The sequence below is a fragment of the Saccharothrix sp. CB00851 genome (genome assembly GCF_001905065.1).
Taxonomy (GTDB): Bacteria; Actinomycetota; Actinomycetes; order Mycobacteriales; family Pseudonocardiaceae; genus Actinosynnema.
In genome coordinates this window covers 98,881-118,330 of record NZ_LWLC01000019.1, presented here as the reverse complement: position 1 = coordinate 118,330, position 19,450 = coordinate 98,881, and the positions used below count along the sequence as shown (strand labels likewise).

19 protein-coding genes are annotated in these 19,450 nt (G+C 68.5%); 12 read left to right on the top strand and 7 right to left on the bottom strand.

Annotation, left to right across the window (positions count from 1 at the left end; genetic code table 11):
- The first annotated feature begins 81 nt into the window (after positions 1-81).
- Entirely contained in the window at positions 82-1,002 is a 921-nt protein-coding gene (locus A6A25_RS19875) for an MBL fold metallo-hydrolase (protein WP_241828803.1), read from the top strand.
- A gap of 12 nt (positions 1,003-1,014) precedes the next feature.
- Here the strand turns inward: A6A25_RS19875 and rfbA are convergent, their stop codons facing one another.
- Positions 1,015-1,908, bottom strand: coding sequence for a glucose-1-phosphate thymidylyltransferase RfbA (rfbA, locus tag A6A25_RS19870; protein WP_073892160.1), 894 nt, complete (start codon positions 1,906-1,908; stop codon positions 1,015-1,017).
- A 180-nt stretch (positions 1,909-2,088) separates the two neighbouring features.
- Here rfbA and A6A25_RS19865 point away from each other — a divergent pair, with 180 nt between their 5' ends.
- The 6 genes from A6A25_RS19865 (at position 2,089) to A6A25_RS19840 (ending at position 8,277) form a co-directional block, all read left to right on the top strand.
- A complete protein-coding gene (locus tag A6A25_RS19865) occupies positions 2,089-3,255 on the top strand; it encodes a DegT/DnrJ/EryC1/StrS family aminotransferase (RefSeq protein ID WP_073892159.1) in 1,167 nt (388 codons plus the stop codon).
- The gene (locus A6A25_RS19860; protein ID WP_073892158.1) at positions 3,230-4,210 is read left to right on the top strand and encodes an aldo/keto reductase; all 981 of its coding nucleotides are present in this window, start codon (positions 3,230-3,232) and stop codon (positions 4,208-4,210) included. Before A6A25_RS19865 ends, A6A25_RS19860 begins: the two co-directional genes overlap by 26 nt.
- 135 nt (positions 4,211-4,345) lie before the next feature.
- A complete protein-coding gene (gene soxR, locus A6A25_RS19855; RefSeq protein ID WP_073892157.1) occupies positions 4,346-4,819 on the top strand; it encodes a redox-sensitive transcriptional activator SoxR in 474 nt (157 codons plus the stop codon).
- Positions 4,820-4,932: 113 nt separating this feature from the next.
- Positions 4,933-6,630, top strand: coding sequence for an MDR family MFS transporter (locus A6A25_RS19850; protein ID WP_073892156.1), 1,698 nt, complete (start codon positions 4,933-4,935; stop codon positions 6,628-6,630).
- Complete coding sequence (locus tag A6A25_RS19845) at positions 6,627-7,538, top strand: NADP-dependent oxidoreductase (RefSeq protein WP_073892155.1); 912 nt, start codon at positions 6,627-6,629, stop codon at positions 7,536-7,538. The genes A6A25_RS19850 and A6A25_RS19845 overlap by 4 nt, the downstream gene beginning before the upstream one ends.
- Before the next feature lie 31 nt (positions 7,539-7,569).
- Positions 7,570-8,277 carry a DsbA family protein gene (locus A6A25_RS19840; protein WP_073892154.1) on the top strand — a complete coding sequence of 236 codons (708 nt, stop codon included), beginning with the start codon at positions 7,570-7,572 and terminating at the stop codon, positions 8,275-8,277.
- 83 nt (positions 8,278-8,360) lie between these two features.
- Here the strand turns inward: A6A25_RS19840 and A6A25_RS19835 are convergent, their stop codons facing one another.
- From A6A25_RS19835 to A6A25_RS19815, 5 genes are read right to left on the bottom strand one after another with little or no spacing between them, the layout of a single operon-like run.
- Positions 8,361-8,993 carry a hypothetical protein gene (locus A6A25_RS19835; protein ID WP_143193277.1) on the bottom strand — a complete coding sequence of 211 codons (633 nt, stop codon included), beginning with the start codon at positions 8,991-8,993 and terminating at the stop codon, positions 8,361-8,363.
- Positions 8,994-9,026: 33 nt separating this feature from the next.
- The gene (locus A6A25_RS19830; RefSeq protein WP_073892153.1) at positions 9,027-9,839 is read right to left on the bottom strand and encodes a class I SAM-dependent methyltransferase; all 813 of its coding nucleotides are present in this window, start codon (positions 9,837-9,839) and stop codon (positions 9,027-9,029) included.
- Between the two features lie 49 nt (positions 9,840-9,888).
- On the bottom strand, positions 9,889-10,617 hold the full coding sequence (locus tag A6A25_RS19825) for an SDR family NAD(P)-dependent oxidoreductase (protein ID WP_073892152.1): 729 nt from the start codon (positions 10,615-10,617) through the stop codon (positions 9,889-9,891).
- A gap of 26 nt (positions 10,618-10,643) precedes the next feature.
- A complete protein-coding gene (locus tag A6A25_RS19820; RefSeq protein WP_073892151.1) occupies positions 10,644-11,906 on the bottom strand; it encodes a DUF6365 family protein in 1,263 nt (420 codons plus the stop codon).
- Between the two features lie 26 nt (positions 11,907-11,932).
- On the bottom strand, positions 11,933-13,063 hold the full coding sequence (locus A6A25_RS19815) for a nucleotide disphospho-sugar-binding domain-containing protein (RefSeq protein WP_073892183.1): 1,131 nt from the start codon (positions 13,061-13,063) through the stop codon (positions 11,933-11,935).
- 153 nt (positions 13,064-13,216) lie between these two features.
- Between A6A25_RS19815 and A6A25_RS19810 the strand changes: the two genes are divergently transcribed.
- From A6A25_RS19810 to rfbH, 5 genes are all read left to right on the top strand, one after another.
- Positions 13,217-13,798, top strand: coding sequence for an NADPH-dependent FMN reductase (locus A6A25_RS19810; protein ID WP_073892149.1), 582 nt, complete (start codon positions 13,217-13,219; stop codon positions 13,796-13,798).
- Positions 13,799-13,993: 195 nt separating this feature from the next.
- The gene (locus A6A25_RS19805; protein WP_073892182.1) at positions 13,994-15,283 is read left to right on the top strand and encodes an NDP-hexose 2,3-dehydratase family protein; all 1,290 of its coding nucleotides are present in this window, start codon (positions 13,994-13,996) and stop codon (positions 15,281-15,283) included.
- Positions 15,280-15,762 carry a flavin reductase family protein gene (locus tag A6A25_RS19800; protein ID WP_073892148.1) on the top strand — a complete coding sequence of 161 codons (483 nt, stop codon included), beginning with the start codon at positions 15,280-15,282 and terminating at the stop codon, positions 15,760-15,762. Before A6A25_RS19805 ends, A6A25_RS19800 begins: the two co-directional genes overlap by 4 nt.
- The gene (locus A6A25_RS19795; protein ID WP_073892146.1) at positions 15,756-16,769 is read left to right on the top strand and encodes a Gfo/Idh/MocA family protein; all 1,014 of its coding nucleotides are present in this window, start codon (positions 15,756-15,758) and stop codon (positions 16,767-16,769) included. Before A6A25_RS19800 ends, A6A25_RS19795 begins: the two co-directional genes overlap by 7 nt.
- A gap of 1 nt (position 16,770) precedes the next feature.
- The gene (gene rfbH / locus A6A25_RS19790) at positions 16,771-18,069 is read left to right on the top strand and encodes a lipopolysaccharide biosynthesis protein RfbH (RefSeq protein WP_073892145.1); all 1,299 of its coding nucleotides are present in this window, start codon (positions 16,771-16,773) and stop codon (positions 18,067-18,069) included.
- 62 nt (positions 18,070-18,131) lie between these two features.
- Here rfbH and A6A25_RS19785 read toward each other — a convergent pair whose 3' ends face one another.
- On the bottom strand, positions 18,132-18,920 hold the full coding sequence (locus A6A25_RS19785; protein WP_073892181.1) for an AfsR/SARP family transcriptional regulator: 789 nt from the start codon (positions 18,918-18,920) through the stop codon (positions 18,132-18,134).
- Positions 18,921-19,450: the final 530 nt, after the last annotated feature.

Genomic DNA, 19,450 nt, shown 5'->3' with positions numbered 1-19,450 from the left:
CGATCCTCGACACCGGTGGAAAGCGACGTCCGGCACGCTGCGCCACGGTCACGTGTACGCCGAGGACGGGAGAGTGCCGCTGTGCGGTCGAATCACCGGAAGATCGTCACGGAGCTGGTCGAACCGGCACCCGGCATCCACGCCTACGTCCAGAACGACGGCAGCTGGTGCCTCAGCAACGCGGGCGTGCTCGTGGACGGGGGAGAGGTCTTGGTCGTCGACACGGCGGCGACCGAGGAGCGGGCCCGCCTGCTCAAGGCGGCGGTCCGGCAACTGTCCGGAACCACCGCGCGAACCGTGGTGAACACGCACTTCCACGGTGATCACACCTTCGGCAACAACGTGTTCCTACCAGAGGCGGAGATCATCGCCCACGAGAACGCGCGCGAGGAGGCCGCCGCGGCCGGGCTCGGCATGCGGGGTCTGTGGCCGGAGGTGCGGTGGGGGGCGGTCGAACTCGCACTCCCGATGAAGACCTACCGGGACCGCGCCGAACTGCGGGTCGGCGAGATGCACGTCGAACTGCTGCACCCCGGGCCGGCGCACACCCGCGGCGACACGGTCGTCTGGATACCGGACCGGTCGGTGTTGTTCGCCGGGGACATCGTGATGAGCGGTGCGACTCCGTTCTGCCTCATGGGATCGATCTCCGGAACCTTGCGCACCGTCGCGTGGCTGCGGGACCTCGGTGCCCGCACGGTCGTCGGAGGGCACGGGCCGGTGGGCGGCCCTGAGTTGCTCGACGCCACCGAGGCGTACCTGGAGTGGGTGCAGCGGCTCGCCGCGGCCGGCTTCCGCCACGGGCTGACGCCCTTGGAGGTCGCGCGCAGAACCGACCTGGGTGAGTTCGGTCGCCTGCTGGACCCGGAACGCCTCGTCGGCAACCTGCACCGCGCCTACTCCGAACTGCGGGGCGAACCCGAGGGCAGCGAGCTGGACGTGCTGGAGATCTTCCACGAGATGGTCGAGTACCACGGTGGTCCGCTGACTTGTTTCGCCTGAGTGACAGGAGGTTCAGCGGACCGGGTCCAGCGCGGCTTCGGCGGGTGCGGCGATGCTCACGACGTACTCGCCGTAAGCCGACTTCCCCAGTTCGACCCCGAGCCGGTGGCACTGCTCGGCGGTGATGAACCCCATTCGCAGCGCGATCTCCTCGACGCACGCGACGCGGACTCCCTGGCGCTGTTCGAGGATCTCGATGTACCTGCCCGCCTCGATCAGCGCGCTGTGCGTTCCCGTGTCCAGCCACGCGAAGCCCCGGCCGAGCCGGACCAGCCCGATCCTGCCCTGGTCGAGGTAGATCCGGTTGAGGTCGGTGATCTCGAGCTCGCCGCGCGGCGACGGCGGCAGCTCGCGAGCGTGCGCGACCACGTCGTTGCCGTAGAAGTACAGGCCTGTCAACGCGCACGTGGACCCCAACGGCACAGGCCTCTCCTCCAACGAGACGAGGCGTCCGGAGCGGTCCACCTCCGCGACCCCGTGACGTCCTGTGCGGTGCACCCGGTAGCCGAACAGCGTGCAACCGTCGACGTGGGCTGCCGCGTCGCGCAGCACGTCGGAGAACCCAGGGCCGAAGCAGATGGTGTCGCCGAGCACCAGCGCCACCGACTGGTCGCCGATGTGGGCGGCACCGAGGCGCAACGCGTTCGCGATCCCGCCGGGCCCCGTTTGTGCCGCGTAGCTCAGTTCGAGCCCCAGGCGGCTGCCGTTGCCGAGCAGGCGGCGGATCTGCGGCAGGTCGTCGGGCGTGGCGATGACGAGGATCTCGCGGATGTCGGCCAACATCAGCAGCGAGAGCGGGTAGTAGATCAACGGCTTGTCGTAGACGGGCAGCAGTGGCTTGCACACCCCGATCGTGATCGGGTGCAGCCCCGTCCCGCTGTCGCCCGCCAGGATGATTCCCCTCACCGGTCCGCCTTCCGTCGCGTGCCCAGTCCGCTACCGGCGATTGTCCGGTCCGCTGCTGCACCGCCGGTCCAGCGGTGATCCAGCCGCGGCCTCAAGCAGGAGTCAAACGGCCGTCAAGGCCGGTGACCGAGGATCTGCTCGACACCGGCACACGGCGCCGACCTCGCGAGGAGGACCTGGATGATCAACCTGTTCCAGCCGCAGCTGGGTGGGGAGGAGCTCGCCGCGCTGGCTGACACCGTGGACAGCAGGTGGATCGGGTCCGGCCCGCGGACCAAGGCCTTCGAGGCCGAGTTCGCGGCACACCTGGACGTCGACCCGGAACACGTGCTCTTCCTGGCTTCGGGCACCGCGAGCCTGTTCCTGGCCATCGACCTGCTCGACTTGGGACCGGGCGACGAGGTCGTCCTGCCCTCGGCCTTCTTCATCGCCGCCGCGAACGCGATCGTGGCCCGTGGCGCGCGGCCTGTGTTCTGCGACGTGGACCCCCGCACGGTGAACCCCCGTCTGAGCGACATCACCGCCGCGGTCACCGACCGCACCAAGGCGGTGGTGGTCCTGCACTACGGTGGGTACCCCGGTGCGGTACGGGAGATCGCGGACTTCTGCCGGGGTGCCGGCATCACGCTGATCGAGGACTCCGCCTGTTCGGTCGCGTCATCCGTGGACGGGAAAGCATGCGGCACGTTCGGTGATCTCGCCACCTGGAGCTTCGACGCGGCGAAGGTCCTGACGACCGGTGACGGCGGCATGCTCTTCGTCCGCGACCGTGATCAGGCAGCCCGTGCCAGGCGCCTGGCCTACCACGGCCTGGCCCACCTCAGCGGGTTCGACGGGGCGCGGGTCACCGCGCAGTGGTGGAACCTCGATGTGCGGGAAGCCGGCAGGCGGGTGATCGGCAACGACCTGACGGCGGCGATCGGCTCGGTGCAACTTCGCCGCCTCGGCGAGTTCATCGACCGCCGCAGGGAGATCGTGGCGCTGTACGACGAGGAGCTGGCGGACGTGAACGGGTTGCTGACGCCGCCCCCGGTCCCGGACGGGCACCGGACGTCCTACTACTTCTACTGGGTGCAGTTCCAGGACGACAGCCGTGACCGCGTCGCGCGCGAGCTGTACTCGGCGGGCATCTACACGACCTTCCGGTACGAGCCGCTGCACCGGGTCCCGCTGTACGGTTTCGACGGCGCGCTCCCCGACACCGAGTTCCTCGCCGCGCGCACCTTGTTGTTGCCGCTGCACCCCGGACTGACCGACTCGGACGTGCGTACCGTGACCGACCACCTGCGGAAGGCCGTCGAGTCCGCGGACGGGAGCCGGGATGCGAACCCGAACACTGGGCGGTGAGGTCGGCGGAGCGGCGCTGCGCACCTCCGCGATCGGACTGGGCTGCATGGGCCTGAGCTTCGCCTACGGCCGCCACGACGACGTCGAGAGCGACGAGCGGCGCGGTGTGGCGACCATCCACCGCGCCCTGGACCTGGGCATGACGTTCCTGGACACCGCGGACATCTACGGACCGTGGCGCAACGAGGTCCTGGTCGGCAAGGCCATCGCCACCAGGCGTGCCGAGGTCCAGCTCGCCACCAAGTGCGGTGTCTCCTCGTTCACCGACCCGGGACGCCACCTCGACGGCAGGCCCGAGTACGTGCACCGGGCCTGCGACGCGTCGCTGCGGCGACTCGGCACCGATGTGATCGACCTGTACTACCTGCACCGGGTCGATCCGGTGGTGCCGATCGAGGAGACCGTCGGCGCGATGGCGGAACTCGTCACCACGGGGAAAGTCAGGTTCCTCGGTTTGTCGGAAGTCAGCGGCGAGCAGCTGCGGCGCGCGCACGCCGTTCACCCGATCAGCGCGGTGCAGTCCGAGTACTCCCTGTTCACTCGCACACCCGAAGCGGACGTGCTCCCCGTCTGCCGGGAGCTCGGAGTCGGCTTCGTGCCCTACAGCCCGCTCGGCCGCGGGATCCTGACAGGTGCGATCACCAGCCGGGAAGATCTGGACGAGGACGACTGGCGTCGGCGTTATCCGCGGTTCAGCGACGAGAACCTGCACCGCAACCTCGCACTCGTCGCCCGGCTGAGGCCGATCGCCGAACGTCACCGGGCCACGTTGGGCCAAGTCGCCCTGGCCTGGCTGCTGCACCAGGGCGACTTCCACGTCCCGATCCCCGGCACGAGCCGGCCGGAGCGGGTCGTCGAGAACGCCGCGGCGGACGAGGTGGAATTCACCGAGGAGGAACTCGCCGAGATCGCCGTCGGGATTCCCGGTACCGAGGTCGCCGGAGCCCGTTTCTGACTACTCGGCCGCTGTGCCGGTCCGATTCGGCGGCCGGGCGGATGACGCGGTGGGCGGAGGAGGAGTCCGCTGATCGGGTGTATTGTGCCGGGTGGCGCGACGGGCGGCCTCCGCGATCCCGGCTAGCATGAACGCATGGCAGCTTTACCGTGGGACGCGAAGCAGATAACGATCGGGCAACTCGCTGAGCGCAGTGGATGCGCGGAATCGACGCTGCGGTATTACGAGGCACAAGGCCTGATTTTCAGCGAACGAACAGCCGGTAATCAACGCCGTTATTCCCGGGACGTCCTGCGCCGGGTCGCTTTCATTCGGTTCGCCCAGCGGCTCGGCGCCTCGCTCGGTTCGATCAAAGCAGCCCTCGCGGAACTGCCGGACAGCCGCACGCCGACCCGCGCCGACTGGGCCAGGCTGTCCCGGTCGTGGCGCACCGAACTGGATCAGCGGATCGTCCAGCTCCAGCGGTTGCGCGACCACCTGACCGACTGCATCGGCTGTGGCTGCCTCTCGCTCACCAAGTGCAATCTCGGGAACCTGAAAGACGGTCTCGCCGAGCACGGCCCGGGGCCGTACTGGCTGGAGACCGGGTACGGCGACGACTCGACCTGAGCCGTGCGGCGGGCGCTTGACCTCAACCACGGTTGAAGTTGCATCCTGATCTCGCGCCTCGACGCGGTGGCGGAAGGTCCCTTCCGCGGCCGGGAGATGAGGATGAGGGAGAGATGCGCGACACCAACACCGACATCGACGCGGATCGAGGGCGGCAGCCCGCCGCGGTACGCCTGATCCTGGTCGGCCTGTTCGCCGGCGTCTTCATGTCGGCCCTGGACGGCATGATCATGGCCACCGCCCTGCGCACGGTCGCCGATTCGCTGCACGGGCTGACCGCGCAAGCCTGGGTGACCACGACCTACCTGATGGCGATGACCATCTCCGCCCCGCTGTACGGCAAGCTCTCCGACATCTTCGGGCGGAAGAACCTCTACCTCGTCTCGGTGGGGCTGTTCACGGTCGGGTCCCTGCTGTGCGCGCTCGCGCAGTCGATCTACCAGCTCGCCGTGTTCCGCGGTGTGCAAGGGCTCGGTGCCGGCGGGCTCTCCGCGTTGGCGATGGCGGCGATCGCCGACCTGTTCCCACCGGAGAAGCGGATCCGCTACCAGGCCAACGTCGGCATCCTCTACGGCGTCGCCAGTGTCGGCGGACCGGTTCTCGGCGGTCTGTTCGCGAGCACGGAGAGCCTCGCGGGGATCGCGGGCTGGCGCTGGATCTTCCTGCTCAACCTGCCGATCGGATTGGTCACCTTCGTCGTGGTGGCCCGGCTCTTCACCGTGCGACCCGCCAGGGTGGACCACCGGGTGGACTACGGCGGCGCACTGGCACTCGTCATCGCGCTGGTGCCGGCGTTGCTGGTCACCGAGCAGGGCTCGCAATGGGGGTGGACGTCGACGCCCGCCCTCGTCTCCTACGTGGTGAGCGCGGCCGGGCTCGTCCTCTTCGTCCTGGTAGAACGCGCCGTGGGGGATCACGCGCTGCTGCCGTTCCGACTGTTGCGCATACCCGCTTTCGCCCAGGTGAACGTGATCAACTTCCTCGGCGGTGTCGCCGCGTTCACCCCGGTGCTGCTCATTCCCCTGTACCTGCAGATCGTCAAGGAGATGTCGCCGATCCAGGCGGGACTGCTGCTGTTCCCGCAGGCGATCGCGATGACGATCGGGGCGAAGCTGTGCGGCCCCGTCATCGCCAGGACGGGACGCTACAAGGTCTTGCTGGCACCAGGGCTCGCGTTGGTGAGCCTGGCGATGTTCGCGCTGTCCGCCGTCGACCGCACGACCTCGGTGTACCCGATCGTCGCGATCATCTTCGTGATGGGGCTCGGGCTCGGTGTGTTCATGCAGACCGTCCTCACGGCGTTGCAGAACAGCGTGCCGAAGACGGACCTCGGTATCGCCAGCGGGATGTACGGGTTCTCCCGCCAGATCGGCGGCATCGCGGGTACCGCGATCTTCATCTCACTGCTGTTCAGCCTCGCCGCGACGCGGATCGTGGACCACTTCCGAGCCGCACTGCCCACCCCGGGTATGACGGCGGCACTGGCCGATCCCGCCGTGCTGTCCGATCCCGCCACCATGAGGGTGGTCGCCGGGTTGAGGGACGGTACCGGCGGGCTGGACCTCAACGACACGTCCGCCCTGCACGGGCTGGATCCCCGCATCGCCGAGCCGATCCTCGACGGGATGGCGAGTTCGCTGAACACCGTGTTCCTGGTGATCGCCTTCCTGGTCGCCGCGGCGGCCGCGCTCGCACTCGGCCTCAGTGAACGCGGACGACCGGTCACCGCGCGGGAGAGGTCCGCGCGACCCGATGACCCAGTCGAACTCGACGCCCAAGATGAGCGACAGACAGGAGACCCCACCCGATGAAGGCCGCAGCGTTTACCGCCCCCGGTGGACCAGAGGTGCTCGAACTGATGGAACTGGCGCCGCCCGAGGCGGGTGCCGGTGAGGTCCGGGTGCGGGTCAAGGCTGCCGGCGTGCAACCGACCGACCTCGCGGTGCGCGAGGGTTGGACGCCGCCGGGTCTGACCTTGCGGAGCCCGCAGGTGATCGGCAACGAGTTCGCCGGCGTCATCGACCAGGTCGGGCCGGAGGTCACCGGTGTGTCGGTCGGCGACGAAGTGCTCGGCTACCGCAGCCTGGAGTGCTACGCGGAGTTCGTCGTGGTGCCCGCCGACCAGATCGTGCCCAAGCCCGCCTCGCTGTCGTGGGAGGTCGCGGCCGGGCTCTCCGGTGCCGGGCAGACCGCGCACACGGCGGTCGAGGAGCTGGGGGTCGGCGAAGGGGATGTCTTCCTCGTGCACGCCGCGGCCGGCGCCGTCGGCACCGTCGCCGTCCAACTGGCACGACGGGCCGGGGCCACCGTCATCGGTACGGCGAGCGAGGGCAACCACGAGTACCTCCGCTCACTCGGGGTCGTTCCGGTGACCTACGGCGAAGGCCTCGTCGAGCGGGTCCGCGCCGTCGCGCCGAACGGGGTGGACGTCAGCCTCGACGCCGCCGGTGCCGACGGCCTGCGCGCCGCCGTGGAGCTGGTGAAGGACAAGAACCGCATCGGCACCATCGTCGCGTTCGACCTCTACCAGGAACTGGGTGTGCGTTGGATCGGCAGCAAGCGCTCGGCCGCGCGGCTGGCGGAGCTGACCGCGCTGGCCGCGAGCGGTGACCTGCTGATCCAGGTCCGCCGCACCTACTCGCTCGCCGAGGCGGCGGACGCCCACCGGGAAGTCGGCCGCGGACACGGCCGCGGCAAGGTCTTGTTGACGATCGGTTGATCGCCTGCGGGCGCGTGACGGAGGAGGATCCGTGACGGAGGGTCGCGGCGATACCAGGGACCAGGTCGACTTCTGGTTCGACCCGCTGTGCGGGTGGACGTGGCTGTCGTCGCGCTGGATCCTCGAAGTGGCAACGGTTCGCCCGGTGGACATCACCTGGCGGCCGTTCGGACTCGCGGTCAACGGCGGCGACCAGGAGGTGCCGACGGACCTGCTGCGGCTGCACGAGCTGGCCAAGCGGTTCACGAGGGCGGCCGCCGCGGTGTGCGAGCGGTGCGGTGCCGACGCGGTCGGGCCGTTCTACACCGCGCTCGGCGGCCGGATCCACGGACCGGGCGGCCACTTCGCGGCGGTGCTCGCGGCGGCGCCGGACGCGCTGACCGAGGCCCGCGTGGCCGCGCTCGAGCAGGCGGGACCGGTCGTCGAGGCCGCGCTCGCCGATACCGGGCTGCCCGCCGACCTGTCGGCGGCGGTGGACGCGCCGGAATGGGACGACTGGCTGCGCGCGGCCCACGAACGCGTGCCGTCGGGCCGGTTCGAGCGACGGCTGATGGGCGTCCCGATGCTGTCGGTCAACGGGACCGCGGCCGTCTTCGGTCCCGTCATGGGGGAAAGCCCGCGGGGCGAGGCGGCGGGCGAGCTGTGGGACGCGTTCCGGGTACTGGCGCTGTCGGACACGTTCTTCGAGTTCAAGCGCGCCGTGGAACGACCGCACCTGCGTGGGTTCCTGGGCGGCTGAACGTGCGGTGCTCCCTCAACCTCGGGGAGCACCGCACGTCAGGCATCAGTGACCAGGGGTCAATGGAGCTCCGCGGTGGCGGATCAGACCCGACGGACCGCGGTCGTCGTGAAGGTCACCAGCTGCGTGGGGTCCGGGTAGCACTGCCCCGGACCCCACGCGTCGTCGCCGACGACCTGGCGCTGGAAGTGGAAACCGAGGTCGCTGAAGCTCGTGCCACCGGGTGCGGAGGTCACCGTGCCCTTGTTCGGCGCGATCAGCTTCACCGTGACCGTCGGCAGGTCGTAGGTCTGGCCGCCGATGATGGGACCCGGAGTCGTGACGGTGAGCCTCCCGCCGTACAGGACGGCCCACGTGGGCGCGGTTCCGATGTTGCTGCCCCCGGTTAACCGGATGGACAACGGGTGCGCGCCGCCGCCGAGTTGGTAGACGGTCGTCACGTCCTTCATCGCCTTGAGGTAGGTCGCGTTGGTCGTGGTGGGCGCCGGATCGATGACGATCTCGAACACCTCACCCGGCGCCACGGCCGCCGGCGCCGTCACGTCGTAGAGGCGCTTGTGCCCATTGATCGGGACCCAGGTGCCGTTCTCCACGGTGCGGCAGTTGAACGCCACCGTCGTCGTGGCCGCCTGGGCCGGCACGGCGCCCGCCACGGTGGCGCCCACGGCGACCACCGTGGCCGCGACCACCGCAGCGAGCTTACCCCTGATAGTCATGCGAGATCACCTTTCCAGCGGATCGACTGTGCGCTACTTGCGCAGAACCTTGATCATGTAGCCGAGGTTGTCGCGCTCCAGGACCGCGACTTTGCCCAACATCTCCTTGAACTCCTCGGCGAACTCCCTACCACCCTTCTCGACGATGAGGTCGTAGTTGTCCGCGAGCACCTGCGGGATGAGTGCCGCGGACCGGTGCAGGTGCGGCGTGGCGTCTTCGGTGCGAACCGTGGTGAAACCGGCCGCCGCGACCATCCGGCCGTACTCCGCCGCCGTGGGCAACGAGTCGACGGTGAACCCCTCCGCCAACGCCTTGCGCTGCTCGTCGGACAGGTCCTCCTTCTCGACGTAGTCGCTGATCGCCAGCGTGCCGCCCGGTTCGAGCACGCGGTGGATCTCCTTGAGCGCGCGCAGCCGGTCCGGCAGGTACATGAGCGTCTCGACGACCCACACCGCGGCGAAGGAGTTGTCGGCGTAGGGAAGTCGGTTCGCGTCCGCCACCTCGAACGCGGCCCGATCGGACACGCCGGCCTCGGCGGCCAGCTCGCGCGCCTTCCTGATCTGCTCGGCGCTGACGTTGATGCCCAGCACCTCGGCCTCGGTGCGCTGCGCGAACCGGATCGCGGGCCTGCCGAAACCGCAGCCGACGTCGAGCAGCCGCTGACCCCGGACGAGGCCGACCTCGTCGATCAGGATGTCGGTGTGCCGCTCCTTGGGGTTGGTCTCGGGGTCCTCGTCGTCGAAGTAGCCGATGTGCAGGTTGAACCCGTTGAGCTGGAAGAGCCAGCTGCGGTCGTCGAAGTAGTCGCCGACCTGCTCGGCGGTCATCGAGATTCCTTCGGTCATGTCAGCGCTCATTTCATCCGGCAACCGGTTGCGTGTCCGCGGCGGTCGTTCACCAGCGGATCCCTCCGTTCACTTCCAGCACGTGGCCGTTGACGTACGAACTGCGGGACGACGCGAGGAACACCGCCGCTTCGGCGATCTCGGCCGCCGTGCCCATCCGACCGCCCGCGAGCTTCGGGCGGAACTTCGACCAGACCGCCTCGTTGGCGGCGAGGTTCTTGCCCATGCCTTCGTCGATGAAGCCGGGCGACAGGCAGTTGACCGTGATGCCGGCTTCCGCGAGTTCGAGCGCGGAGACCTTCGTCAGCATCTCGACCGCGGCTTTCGACGCGCAGTACGCCGATCCGCCCGCCACGGCGTTCGCCCCGAGCACCGAAGACAGGGTGATGATCCGGCCGCCGGGTCCCAGCAGCCCGGCGGCGGCGCGCAGGCAGAGGAACACACCCGTGAGGTTGGTCTCGAAGACCTCGGCCCAGCTCTGGGTGGACAGTTCGGTGACCGGCCCCGGCCTGCTGACCCCGGCGTTCGCGACGAGCACGTCGAGTCGGCCGTACTCGCCGCGGACGAAGGAGAACAGTGCGTCGACCGAGTCCTCGTCCCGCACGTCGACCGGGTGGAACACCACCCGGTCGACGTCCCCGAAAGCACTCTTCGCGACGAGCGCGTCACGGCCCGCGCAGACCACCTGGGCACCCTCGGCGACGAATCGTGCCGTGATGTGCCTGCCCAGGCCGCGAGCCCCGCCGGTGACCACGGCGACCTTCCCGTCCAGCAGCATGTCCCCTCCACGTTTCGGTGCGGTTGTCAGAGGCCGAGTCGACGCGCCACCGAGTCGAACACCTCGGGCGTCGGCGGCAGGTCGTCGATCAGGCCGCGGTAGCGGGCACGCGCTTCGGCGAGTTCGAGCGCGGTCCGGGTGTCGTAGAGCACCCGGTCCAGCCGGTCGAGCACCGAGCGCTCGTCGAAGATCTCGGCGCGGTGCAGCACTTCGGTGAACGGGTTGTCCGCGAGCATCGGCCCGAGCAACCCGTTCCAACTCAGGGGCCACATGTGGAACGCGGGTACCGGCGCCGGGTTCGTTCGCAGCCAGGCCGCCACGGTGGGGGTGAGACCGCCGAACTCCGCGTCGAGCCGCGCCAGGTCCTCCGGGCCTGCCACGTCGAACCCGTTCAGGCACACCACGCCCGGCACGTCCACGAAGACGGCGCGCTCGATCGCGAACGACGGGACGTGGAACGACATGACCGCGTCGGACGCGCCGAGCAGGTCGTCGTACTCCGCCACGGTGTAGTGGGAGAACAGGTGGACCCTGTCCGGCGGCAGCCCTCCGACGTCCTCGAAGACCGGACCGGTGAACACGAAGTGGGTCTGCCCGGGCAGTTGCCGCAAGTAGTGGGTGACCAGTCCGGGCAGCCTGGAGGCCAGCACCTTGGCCGGTCCGCCCGCGTGCCGCGCCATGAGCTGCTGCCACGGCAGCGTCGGCACCATCAACAGCCGATCGCCCTCGCGCAGGCCGAGCGACCGCCGGACCGCGCGCCGGTGCTCGGCGGTCGGCGGTTCGACCGCGAGGGTGGCCCGGTAGGGCTTGCCGGGGCCGTCGCCGGTCACCTGCGGCCTGTTCATCGGTACCGGTTGCAGGTGACAGGGCAGGTCGAGCAGCCGATCGCTCACCTGCGTGCTCTTGCCCAGGATCTCCACCGTGCGGCTGGTGTTGGCGAGGTCGTAGAGGTCCATCGGGATCAGGGGGAGACCGAGCCCGTCGATGAACCACGGGTCGCAGCCGTAGGTGACCTCGAGCGTCATCCAGTGTCCGACGTAGTCGGCCAGGACCACGGCGTCCGGCCGGAATTCGCGGGCGACGTCCTCGACCACCGTGCGGACGGCGGCGCCCATGACGGGGTCGACGAGCGTGTAGGGGAACCCCGCGGCCTTGAGTTGGTCTTCGTTGAACGCGTCGATGACGAAGTGGCACCGCACACCGGCAGCTTCGAGCTGGGTCATCAGGTCCACGCCGAGCGTGGTCTCGTGCAACGTCTTGCGCAGGACCGAGAGGACGAGCAGGCGCATGGCTCCTCCGTGCTGAAGGGCTGGGATCAGCGGGTCGCGACTTCCTCCAGCGCGCCGACCACCTCGGCCGGTACGGGCATGGCGCCGATCTCGGCGGCCAACTCCACTGCCCGCTCCGTGAAGCGGGGAGTGCTCAGGACCTCCTCGGCCGCCGCGGCGATCACCTCGGCGGAATCCTGTTCCGGGTCGACCATCCGCGCGGCACCGTATTCGCTGAGCCGTTGCACGTACCCGACGACGTATGGCAGGTAAGGGACGATGACGTGGGGCACGCCGTGGACCATCCCGCCGAGCGTGGTGTTCCCGCCACCGTGGTGCACGATCAGGTCGCACGTCGGGGCGAGCACGTCGAGCGGCAGCCATCCGGCGCGGGCGTCGCCCGGCAGCGGGTGCAGCCGCTCGGCCACCGCGTCCGGGGCGGCGATCAGGAGCTCGACGTCCAGCTTCGAAGTCTTCTCCACCAACCCGGTGAGGATGTCGAAGTCCCGGTCGAGCCGAACGCGGCTGCCTGCCGACACCAACACCCGCGGTCGGTCCCCCTTGACGTACATCCACGGCTCGACCTGCCGGGGCGTGGCGTACGGCACGTAGCGCATCGGTTGGGCCGCAGGCGCGTCGGCGAGCCGGAGGCTGGGTGGGCAGGTGTCGACGAAGAGGTCCGACCTGGGCATGTCGTACAGACCCAGCTGCTCCAGCTCGGGGCCCAGTTCGGACGCCGCCGCCAAGTCGATCGTGCGGGGCTCTCCCATGTCGACCGCGTGTTTCACGTACGGCACGCCGGCGTGGTGCGCGACCAGCGGGGCGGCGAACGCCAGTGCCCCGCCGACCACGAGATCGGGCTGCCACCGGTCGGCGAACGTGAGCAGGCCGTCGAGGCACGCCGCCGCGTAGCGACCGAAGCACCGGCCGTTGAACAGGTATCGCTCATGAAGATCCTTCGGAATGGGCTGCACCTGCCCGGTCCGGTCGGTCATCATGTCCATCATCGACTGATCACTGATCTTGACTGCGGGCAGGCCGGCCGACGTGATCGTGTCCATCACGTCGAACGGCCCGGCGAGCACCACCTGGTGACCGGCGTTCCTGATCGCCTGCGCCAACGGGATCAGCGAGAAGATCACGCCCGAGGTACCACCGACAACGAACAGAACTCTCATGTCGGCCATGGTTGGCCGTCCCCCTTGTGGACGCCTTGACGGCATCTTGAGGGTTCACCCGGTGCGGACCTTGAGTTCAAGCGTGGTTGAGGTTCTAAGGTGGTCCGACAGGCTGTTCCACGAGTTCATGAGGCGAGTACCCGAGGGGAAACGATGGTGCAACAACCGATCAAGGTCGCCGTGATCATCGGCAGTACGCGCAACGGGCGGTTCGCGCCGACGGTGGCCGAGTGGTTCGTCGGGCGGGCTTCGGCCCGCGACGACGTGCAGGTCGACCTGATCGACCTCCTCGACGCCAACCTCCCCTACACGCTCACCGACTTCGGCGAGACGCCGACCGACGCGGTGACCGCGGTGACGATGCGCCTGGCGGAGGCGCAGGCGTTCGTGATCGTGACACCCGAGTACAACCACAGCTACCCGGTGGCGATCAAGAACCTCGTCGACTGGAACTACGACGTCTGGCAGGCCAAGCCGGTGGCCTTCGTGTCCTACGGTGGGCTCGCCGGTGGCCTGCGAGCCGTCGAGCACCTGCGTCAGGTCTTCGCGGAGCTGCACGCGGTCACGATGCGCGACACGGTCAGCTTCCACGGCGCGTCGGAGCAATTCGGTGCGGACGGCGAGCCCCGTGACCCCGAGCCCTACGCCCAGGCCGCGAGCGTGCTGCTGGACCAGTTGGTGTGGTGGGCGCAGGCGCTCCTGGAGGCGAAGGAGAAGCGGCCCTACAAGGCCTGAACGCGCACGTGACAAGGTCGCCGGGCGAGCGGGGGAACCCCGCTCGCCCGGCGTTTGTCGTCCCACGGGTGGCGATCGCCGCTTGAGCGAAACACCAGGCTGATCTCAAGGGTGCTGCGCGAGTCTGGGTTCCACCGTCGCGTGAGCCGCGTCCGGGCCGAGCCCGACCGACTCCCCGAACCCTGAGGAGTGCTGGTGTCGCAAGAACACTCGGAATTCTACGACTGGTTCGACGAGCGGGCCGCGGCGAGCTACTACCAGGTCACCGTGACGGGCCTGGACCAACTCGACGAGTGGAGCTTCGCGCCGGAGTCCGGTGCGCTGGTGCACCGCACCGGACGGTTCTACTCCGTCGAAGGGATCGAGGTGAGCACCGATCACCGGGAAGTCGACTCGTGGTCGCAGCCGATCATCCTCCAGCCCGAGATCGGCATCCTCGGCATCCTGGTCAAGGAGTTCGACGGCGTCCCCCACTGCCTGATGCAGGCGAAGATGGAACCGGGCAACATCAACGGGCTCCAGCTTTCACCGACGGTGCAGGCCACCCGCAGCAACTACACGCGCGTGCACCGGGGCAACCCCGTGCCCTACCTCGAACACTTCGTGGCACCACGTGCCGGGCGCGTCGCGTTCGACGCGCTGCAATCGGAACAGGGGTCCTGGTTCCTGAACAAGCGCAACCGCAACATGGTGATCGAGATCGACGACGAGATCCCGGTGCTCGACGACTTCCGCTGGATCAGCGTCGACCAGCTGCGGCAGCTGGTCCGCGTGAAGAACCTGGTGAACATGGACTCCCGGACGGTGCTGTCCGGCATGCCTTCGCTGCGCCGGGGAACACGCGGAGGCCGGGCGCTGCACAGCACCAAGGAACTGCTCAGCTGGTTCACCGAGGCCAAGGCGCGGTACCGCCTCGACCGCAGGATCGTCCGGCTCCCGGAAGTGAAGAACTGGCTCGTTTCCGGGAACAAGATCTCGCACGAGCAGAACCGGTTCTTCGACGTGATCGGCGTGCAGGTGGAGACGAACAGCCGTGAGGTGACCGCCTGGTCGCAGCCGATGTTCGCGCCCACGTGCCCGGGGGTCATCGCATTCCTGTGCAAGCGGATCAACGATTCGACGCACCTCCTCGTCCACGCCCGGACCGAACCCGGCACCGCCGACGTCGTCGAGATGTCGTCGACCATCAACTGCTCCCCCGGGAACTACGAGGGGTTGCCGCCGGAGCGCCATCCAGCCTTCATGCACGAGGTACTGTCCGCGCCGCCGGAGCGGGTCTTGGTCGACGTGGTGCACTCGGAAGAGGGTGGCCGGTTCTACCACGCCGAGAACCGGTACCTGCTCGTCGAGGCGGCGGAGGACTTCCCGACGGAGGTGCCGCCCGACTACACGTGGATGACGGTCGACCAACTGCTGGACTTCGTGCAGTACGGCAACCACGTCAACGTCGGTGCCCGGTCACTGCTGACCTGTATCGCCCGATGATCGACGGACGCCTGTTCAGGGACGTGCTGAGCCAGTACCCGAGCGGGGTCACGATCGTGACCACCCGCGACGGGAACGGCGTGCCGCGGGGGTTCACCGCCAGCGCATTCTGCGCCGTGTCGCTGGATCCGCCGCTCGTTTGCGTGTGCCTGGCGCGGTCGGCCCGCTGCCACCCGGCGTTCGCCGGCACGGACACGTTCGTGGTCAACTTCCTGCGACCGGAACACGTCGATCTCGCGTCGGTCTTCGCCGGTCGGGACGTGGACAAGTTCGCGCACGGCGGGTTCGCCGGCGACGGGGCCTCCGCGGTCGCCGTCGACAACGCCCTGGCGGTGCTCGTGTGCTCGGTGCACGCCCGGTTCGAGGCGGGCGACCACACGATGTTGATCGGCGCGGTGCGTTCGGTCGACTCGTCCCCCGGCGAGCCCTTGGTGTTCCACGGCCGCAGGTTCCGCCGCCTCACGGAGTTGGAATGCTGACCCCGCGACCGCTGCGACTGGGTGTCCTCGGCTGTGCGGACGTGGCCCGCCGCCGGATCCTGCCCGCCGTGCTCGCGTTGCCCGAGGTCGAGTTGGTCGCGCTGGCCAGCAGGGATCTCGCCAAGGCGCGGGCGTTCAGCCGGGAGTTCGGGGGTGAAGCCGTCGAGGGTTATCAGCGCGTGCTGGCGCGTGACGACGTCGATGCCGTGTACGTGCCCCTGCCGTCCGGACTGCACGCCGAGTGGGTCAGGGCCGCGATCCACGCCGGGAAGCACGTGCTGTCCGAGAAACCCCTGACGACGAACCTCGCCGAGACCCGCGAGCTCGTGGCCCTCGCACGCTCGGCGGGGGTCGTGCTGCGAGAGAACTTCATGTTCGTTCACCACTCGTCGCACCAGCGGGTGCGGGAGATCCTCGACAGCGGGGTGCTGGGCGCGTTGCGGTCGTTCTCCGCCACGTTCACCATTCCGGCCCGCCCCGCCGGCGACATCCGCCACCGGCGGGAACTCGGCGGAGGTGCGCTGCTCGACGTCGGTGCGTACCCGCTTCGCGCCGCACAGCTGTTCCTCGGCCCCGAGCTGACCGTCGTCGGCGCGGCACTGCACGAGGACGAGGTGCTGGGCGTCGACATCGGGGGTGCCGTCCTCCTCCGACGCGACGACGGCGTCACCGCACAGCTCACGTTCGGGCTCGACCACCGCTACACGTCGGGCTACCGGCTGCTGGGCAGCGTCGCCGAACTCTCGGCGAGTCACGTCTTCACCCCCGGCGCCGACCATCGACCGGTGATCCGCGTCGAAGGGCAGGACCGGCACGAGGACCACGTCCTGCCGGCCCAGGACCAGTGCGTGAACGCGGTCAGGGCCTTCGTACGAGCTGTGCTGGAGGGACCGCGCACGGACGACTCGATCGTCGCGCAGGCCGCGCTGGTCGACCGCAGCAGGTTCCTCGCGCAGGGCCACGTCGGCGTGCGGGTCGCAAACGAGCCGTTACCGGAGAGGGCATAACATGGTTGACAGGCAGCACCTCTTGGACCTGGTCCGCGAGTACCACCTCGACGAGGAGACGAAACCGTTCCGGCCGGGCGAGACCCAGCTCCTGGCCTCGGGTGCGACGCTCGTGGCCGACGACCGGGTCGCGCTCGTCGAGGCGGCTCTGGACCTGCGCATCGCCGCCGGTTGGCACGCCCGGCAGTTCGAGCGCCGGTTCGCGCAACTGTTCAAGCTGCGCAAGGCGCACCTCACCAATTCCGGGTCGTCCGCGAACCTGCTCGCACTCAGCGCGCTGACCTCCCCGCAGCTGAAAGAGCGCCGCCTGCGGCCCGGCGACGAGGTCGTCACCGTGGCGGCCGGGTTCCCGACCACCGTCAATCCCATCGTCACCAACGGCATGGTCCCCGTGTTCGTCGACATCGAACTGGGCACCTACAACACGACCCCCGAACGAGTCGAGGAGGCGATCGGGCCGCGGACCCGGGCGATCATGATGGCGCACTCGCTCGGCAACCCCTTCGACGCCGCGGAGATCGCCCGGATCGCGCGTGAACGGGGGTTGTTCCTGGTCGAGGACAACTGCGACGCCGTCGGCTCGACCTACCGCGGACAGCTCACCGGCACCTTCGGCGACCTGTCCACCACCAGCTTCTACCCGGCACACCACATCACCATGGGTGAAGGCGGCTGCGTGGTCACCGACGACCTGGCACTGGCCAGGATCGTCGAGTCCATGCGCGACTGGGGGCGCGACTGCTGGTGCGAGCCGGGCGAGGACAACAAGTGCCTCAAGCGGTTCGACCACCAGATGGGCAGCCTGCCGCACGGCTACGACCACAAGTACATCTTTTCCCACGTCGGGTACAACCTGAAGGCGACCGACCTCCAGGCCGCGCTGGGGCTCACCCAGTTGGCGCAGTTGCCCGAATTCGGCGCCATCCGGCGACGCAACTGGGCGAGGCTGCGCGAGGCGCTCGACGAACTCCCCGGCCTGCGGCTGCCCGAGGCGACGCCGGGCAGTGATCCCAGTTGGTTCGGGTTTGTGATCACCGTGGAACCGGACGCGGGGTACACCCGCAAGGCGCTGGTCGAATTCCTGGAGGGACGACGGATCAGCACCCGGCGCTTCTTCGGCGGCAACCTCACCCGGCATCCCGCCTACGCGGACGTCGACTACCGGATCAGTGGCTCACTGGACAACAGCGACGTCGTCACCGAGCACACCTTCTGGGTGGGCGTGTACCCGAGCCTCACCACCGAGATGATCGACTACATCGCCGAGACGATCACCGAATTCGTGTGGAAGAACCGCTGAGGTACAACACGAGGGCACCGGGCTGGGGATCGGCGTCGATCCCCAGCCCGGTGCCGGCCGGGTCAGCGGAGCAGTTGCTGATGGGCCTGTTGGGTCTCGGGTGCCGGATCAATACCCAGTTCGGCCGCCAGGGTGCCCCGGAGGATCTGGTACACCTGCAACGCGTCGCCACGTCTGCCGCTGCGGTCCAGCGCCACCATCAGCATTCGGTGAAGCCATTCATCGGACGGGTAGAGGGTGGTGAGCGAGCGCAGCTCCGGAATGAGCTCACGGTGCAGGTCGAGTTCGAGTTCGGCCTCGATCGCGGATTGGAGCGTGTTGCGGCGTTCTTCTTCCAGTTTCACCACGTGAGCTGAAAGATGAGGCCCGAGTTTGACGTTGAGCAGCGGGTGCTCGATCCATAACGACAGTGCGGCCCGCAAGCTTTGTGACGCTGCGGTGAACCTTCCCCGGGCCAGGTGCTCGCGTCCCTCCTGGCGCAGGTTCCAGAAATCCTGCAGGTCCAGCTGACCGGGCTCCACCCGGAGCAGGTAGCCGGGGGATTGGGTGACCAGCATGGCCGAGCTCTCGGCCACCAGGTTCTCCCGCTCGATGAGCTTGCGCAGCTGGCAGATGTACGTGTGGATCGTGGTCACCGCACTTCGCGGACCGTGTTCGCCCCACAGTTCCTTGATCAAGGACCTCGTCGGCACGACCCGGTTGGCGCGCACGAGCAGTAGTGCGAGGACCTGGAGGACCTTGGGTGTCCTCGGCGCACAATCGCGGAATCCGTTGATTACCTGTAATGAACCCAATGTCTGGAACCTGATGTTGCCTGTACTGCCTCTCTCGCTTGTGGCGGGTAGCTCCATCGCGTGCGACACAAATCCTCCCCAGAGATGTGTGTGCGTGCATGACTTTGCGGCGGCGACTCGTGCCTACCGCTCATCCACGACATTCGAGCGCCACGTGCACGTGAATGGTCAATCTGTCGCCAATAATGAACGTTAGCATGAGTGAACTGTCCGCCACAACATCGATCGCGCCATGCCGACAGACGTGCTACCACTTCCCGGTGTCGAATCCGATCACTATGTTGACGTACCACGCAAATCCGGGCATGAGGAAGCAGGCTGATTCGACGGCAAGGCACGCCGAATCAGTCGATACCTGCCAGGACGGCACAGTGCGCAGTGCCCCGGACCGCTCGGGTGATCACTCTCGCCCGACACCGCGGGCTGACAAGATGAAATTCCCCACCAGCAAGCATGAACATCCCCCAGGACGTCGAGTCGCAGGCCGCATCGACGATGCAGTGGCGTCGTGCCATTGAATCGGAAAATCGGCAACAGAGACACATCCGACCGGGTGAAACCCGGACAACAAGTCGCCATGACCGAGA

What these genes read in the sequence shown, in the direction of transcription:
- A6A25_RS19865 (WP_073892159.1), top strand. Translation starts at nt 2,089, where the DNA reads ATGATCAACCTGTTCCAGCCGCAGCTGGGTGGGGAGGAGCTCGCCGCG.
- A6A25_RS19860 (WP_073892158.1), top strand. Translation starts at nt 3,230, where the DNA reads ATGCGAACCCGAACACTGGGCGGTGAGGTCGGCGGAGCGGCGCTGCGC.
- soxR (WP_073892157.1), top strand. Translation starts at nt 4,346, where the DNA reads ATGGCAGCTTTACCGTGGGACGCGAAGCAGATAACGATCGGGCAACTC.
- A6A25_RS19850 (WP_073892156.1), top strand. Translation starts at nt 4,933, where the DNA reads ATGCGCGACACCAACACCGACATCGACGCGGATCGAGGGCGGCAGCCC.
- A6A25_RS19845 (WP_073892155.1), top strand. Translation starts at nt 6,627, where the DNA reads ATGAAGGCCGCAGCGTTTACCGCCCCCGGTGGACCAGAGGTGCTCGAA.
- A6A25_RS19835 (WP_143193277.1), bottom strand. Translation starts at nt 8,993, where the DNA reads ATGACTATCAGGGGTAAGCTCGCTGCGGTGGTCGCGGCCACGGTGGTC.
- A6A25_RS19830 (WP_073892153.1), bottom strand. Translation starts at nt 9,839, where the DNA reads ATGACCGAAGGAATCTCGATGACCGCCGAGCAGGTCGGCGACTACTTC.
- A6A25_RS19825 (WP_073892152.1), bottom strand. Translation starts at nt 10,617, where the DNA reads ATGCTGCTGGACGGGAAGGTCGCCGTGGTCACCGGCGGGGCTCGCGGC.
- A6A25_RS19820 (WP_073892151.1), bottom strand. Translation starts at nt 11,906, where the DNA reads ATGCGCCTGCTCGTCCTCTCGGTCCTGCGCAAGACGTTGCACGAGACC.
- A6A25_RS19815 (WP_073892183.1), bottom strand. Translation starts at nt 13,063, where the DNA reads ATGAGAGTTCTGTTCGTTGTCGGTGGTACCTCGGGCGTGATCTTCTCG.
- A6A25_RS19810 (WP_073892149.1), top strand. Translation starts at nt 13,217, where the DNA reads ATGGTGCAACAACCGATCAAGGTCGCCGTGATCATCGGCAGTACGCGC.
- A6A25_RS19800 (WP_073892148.1), top strand. Translation starts at nt 15,280, where the DNA reads ATGATCGACGGACGCCTGTTCAGGGACGTGCTGAGCCAGTACCCGAGC.
- A6A25_RS19795 (WP_073892146.1), top strand. Translation starts at nt 15,756, where the DNA reads ATGCTGACCCCGCGACCGCTGCGACTGGGTGTCCTCGGCTGTGCGGAC.
- rfbH (WP_073892145.1), top strand. Translation starts at nt 16,771, where the DNA reads ATGGTTGACAGGCAGCACCTCTTGGACCTGGTCCGCGAGTACCACCTC.
- A6A25_RS19785 (WP_073892181.1), bottom strand. Translation starts at nt 18,920, where the DNA reads ATGGAGCTACCCGCCACAAGCGAGAGAGGCAGTACAGGCAACATCAGG.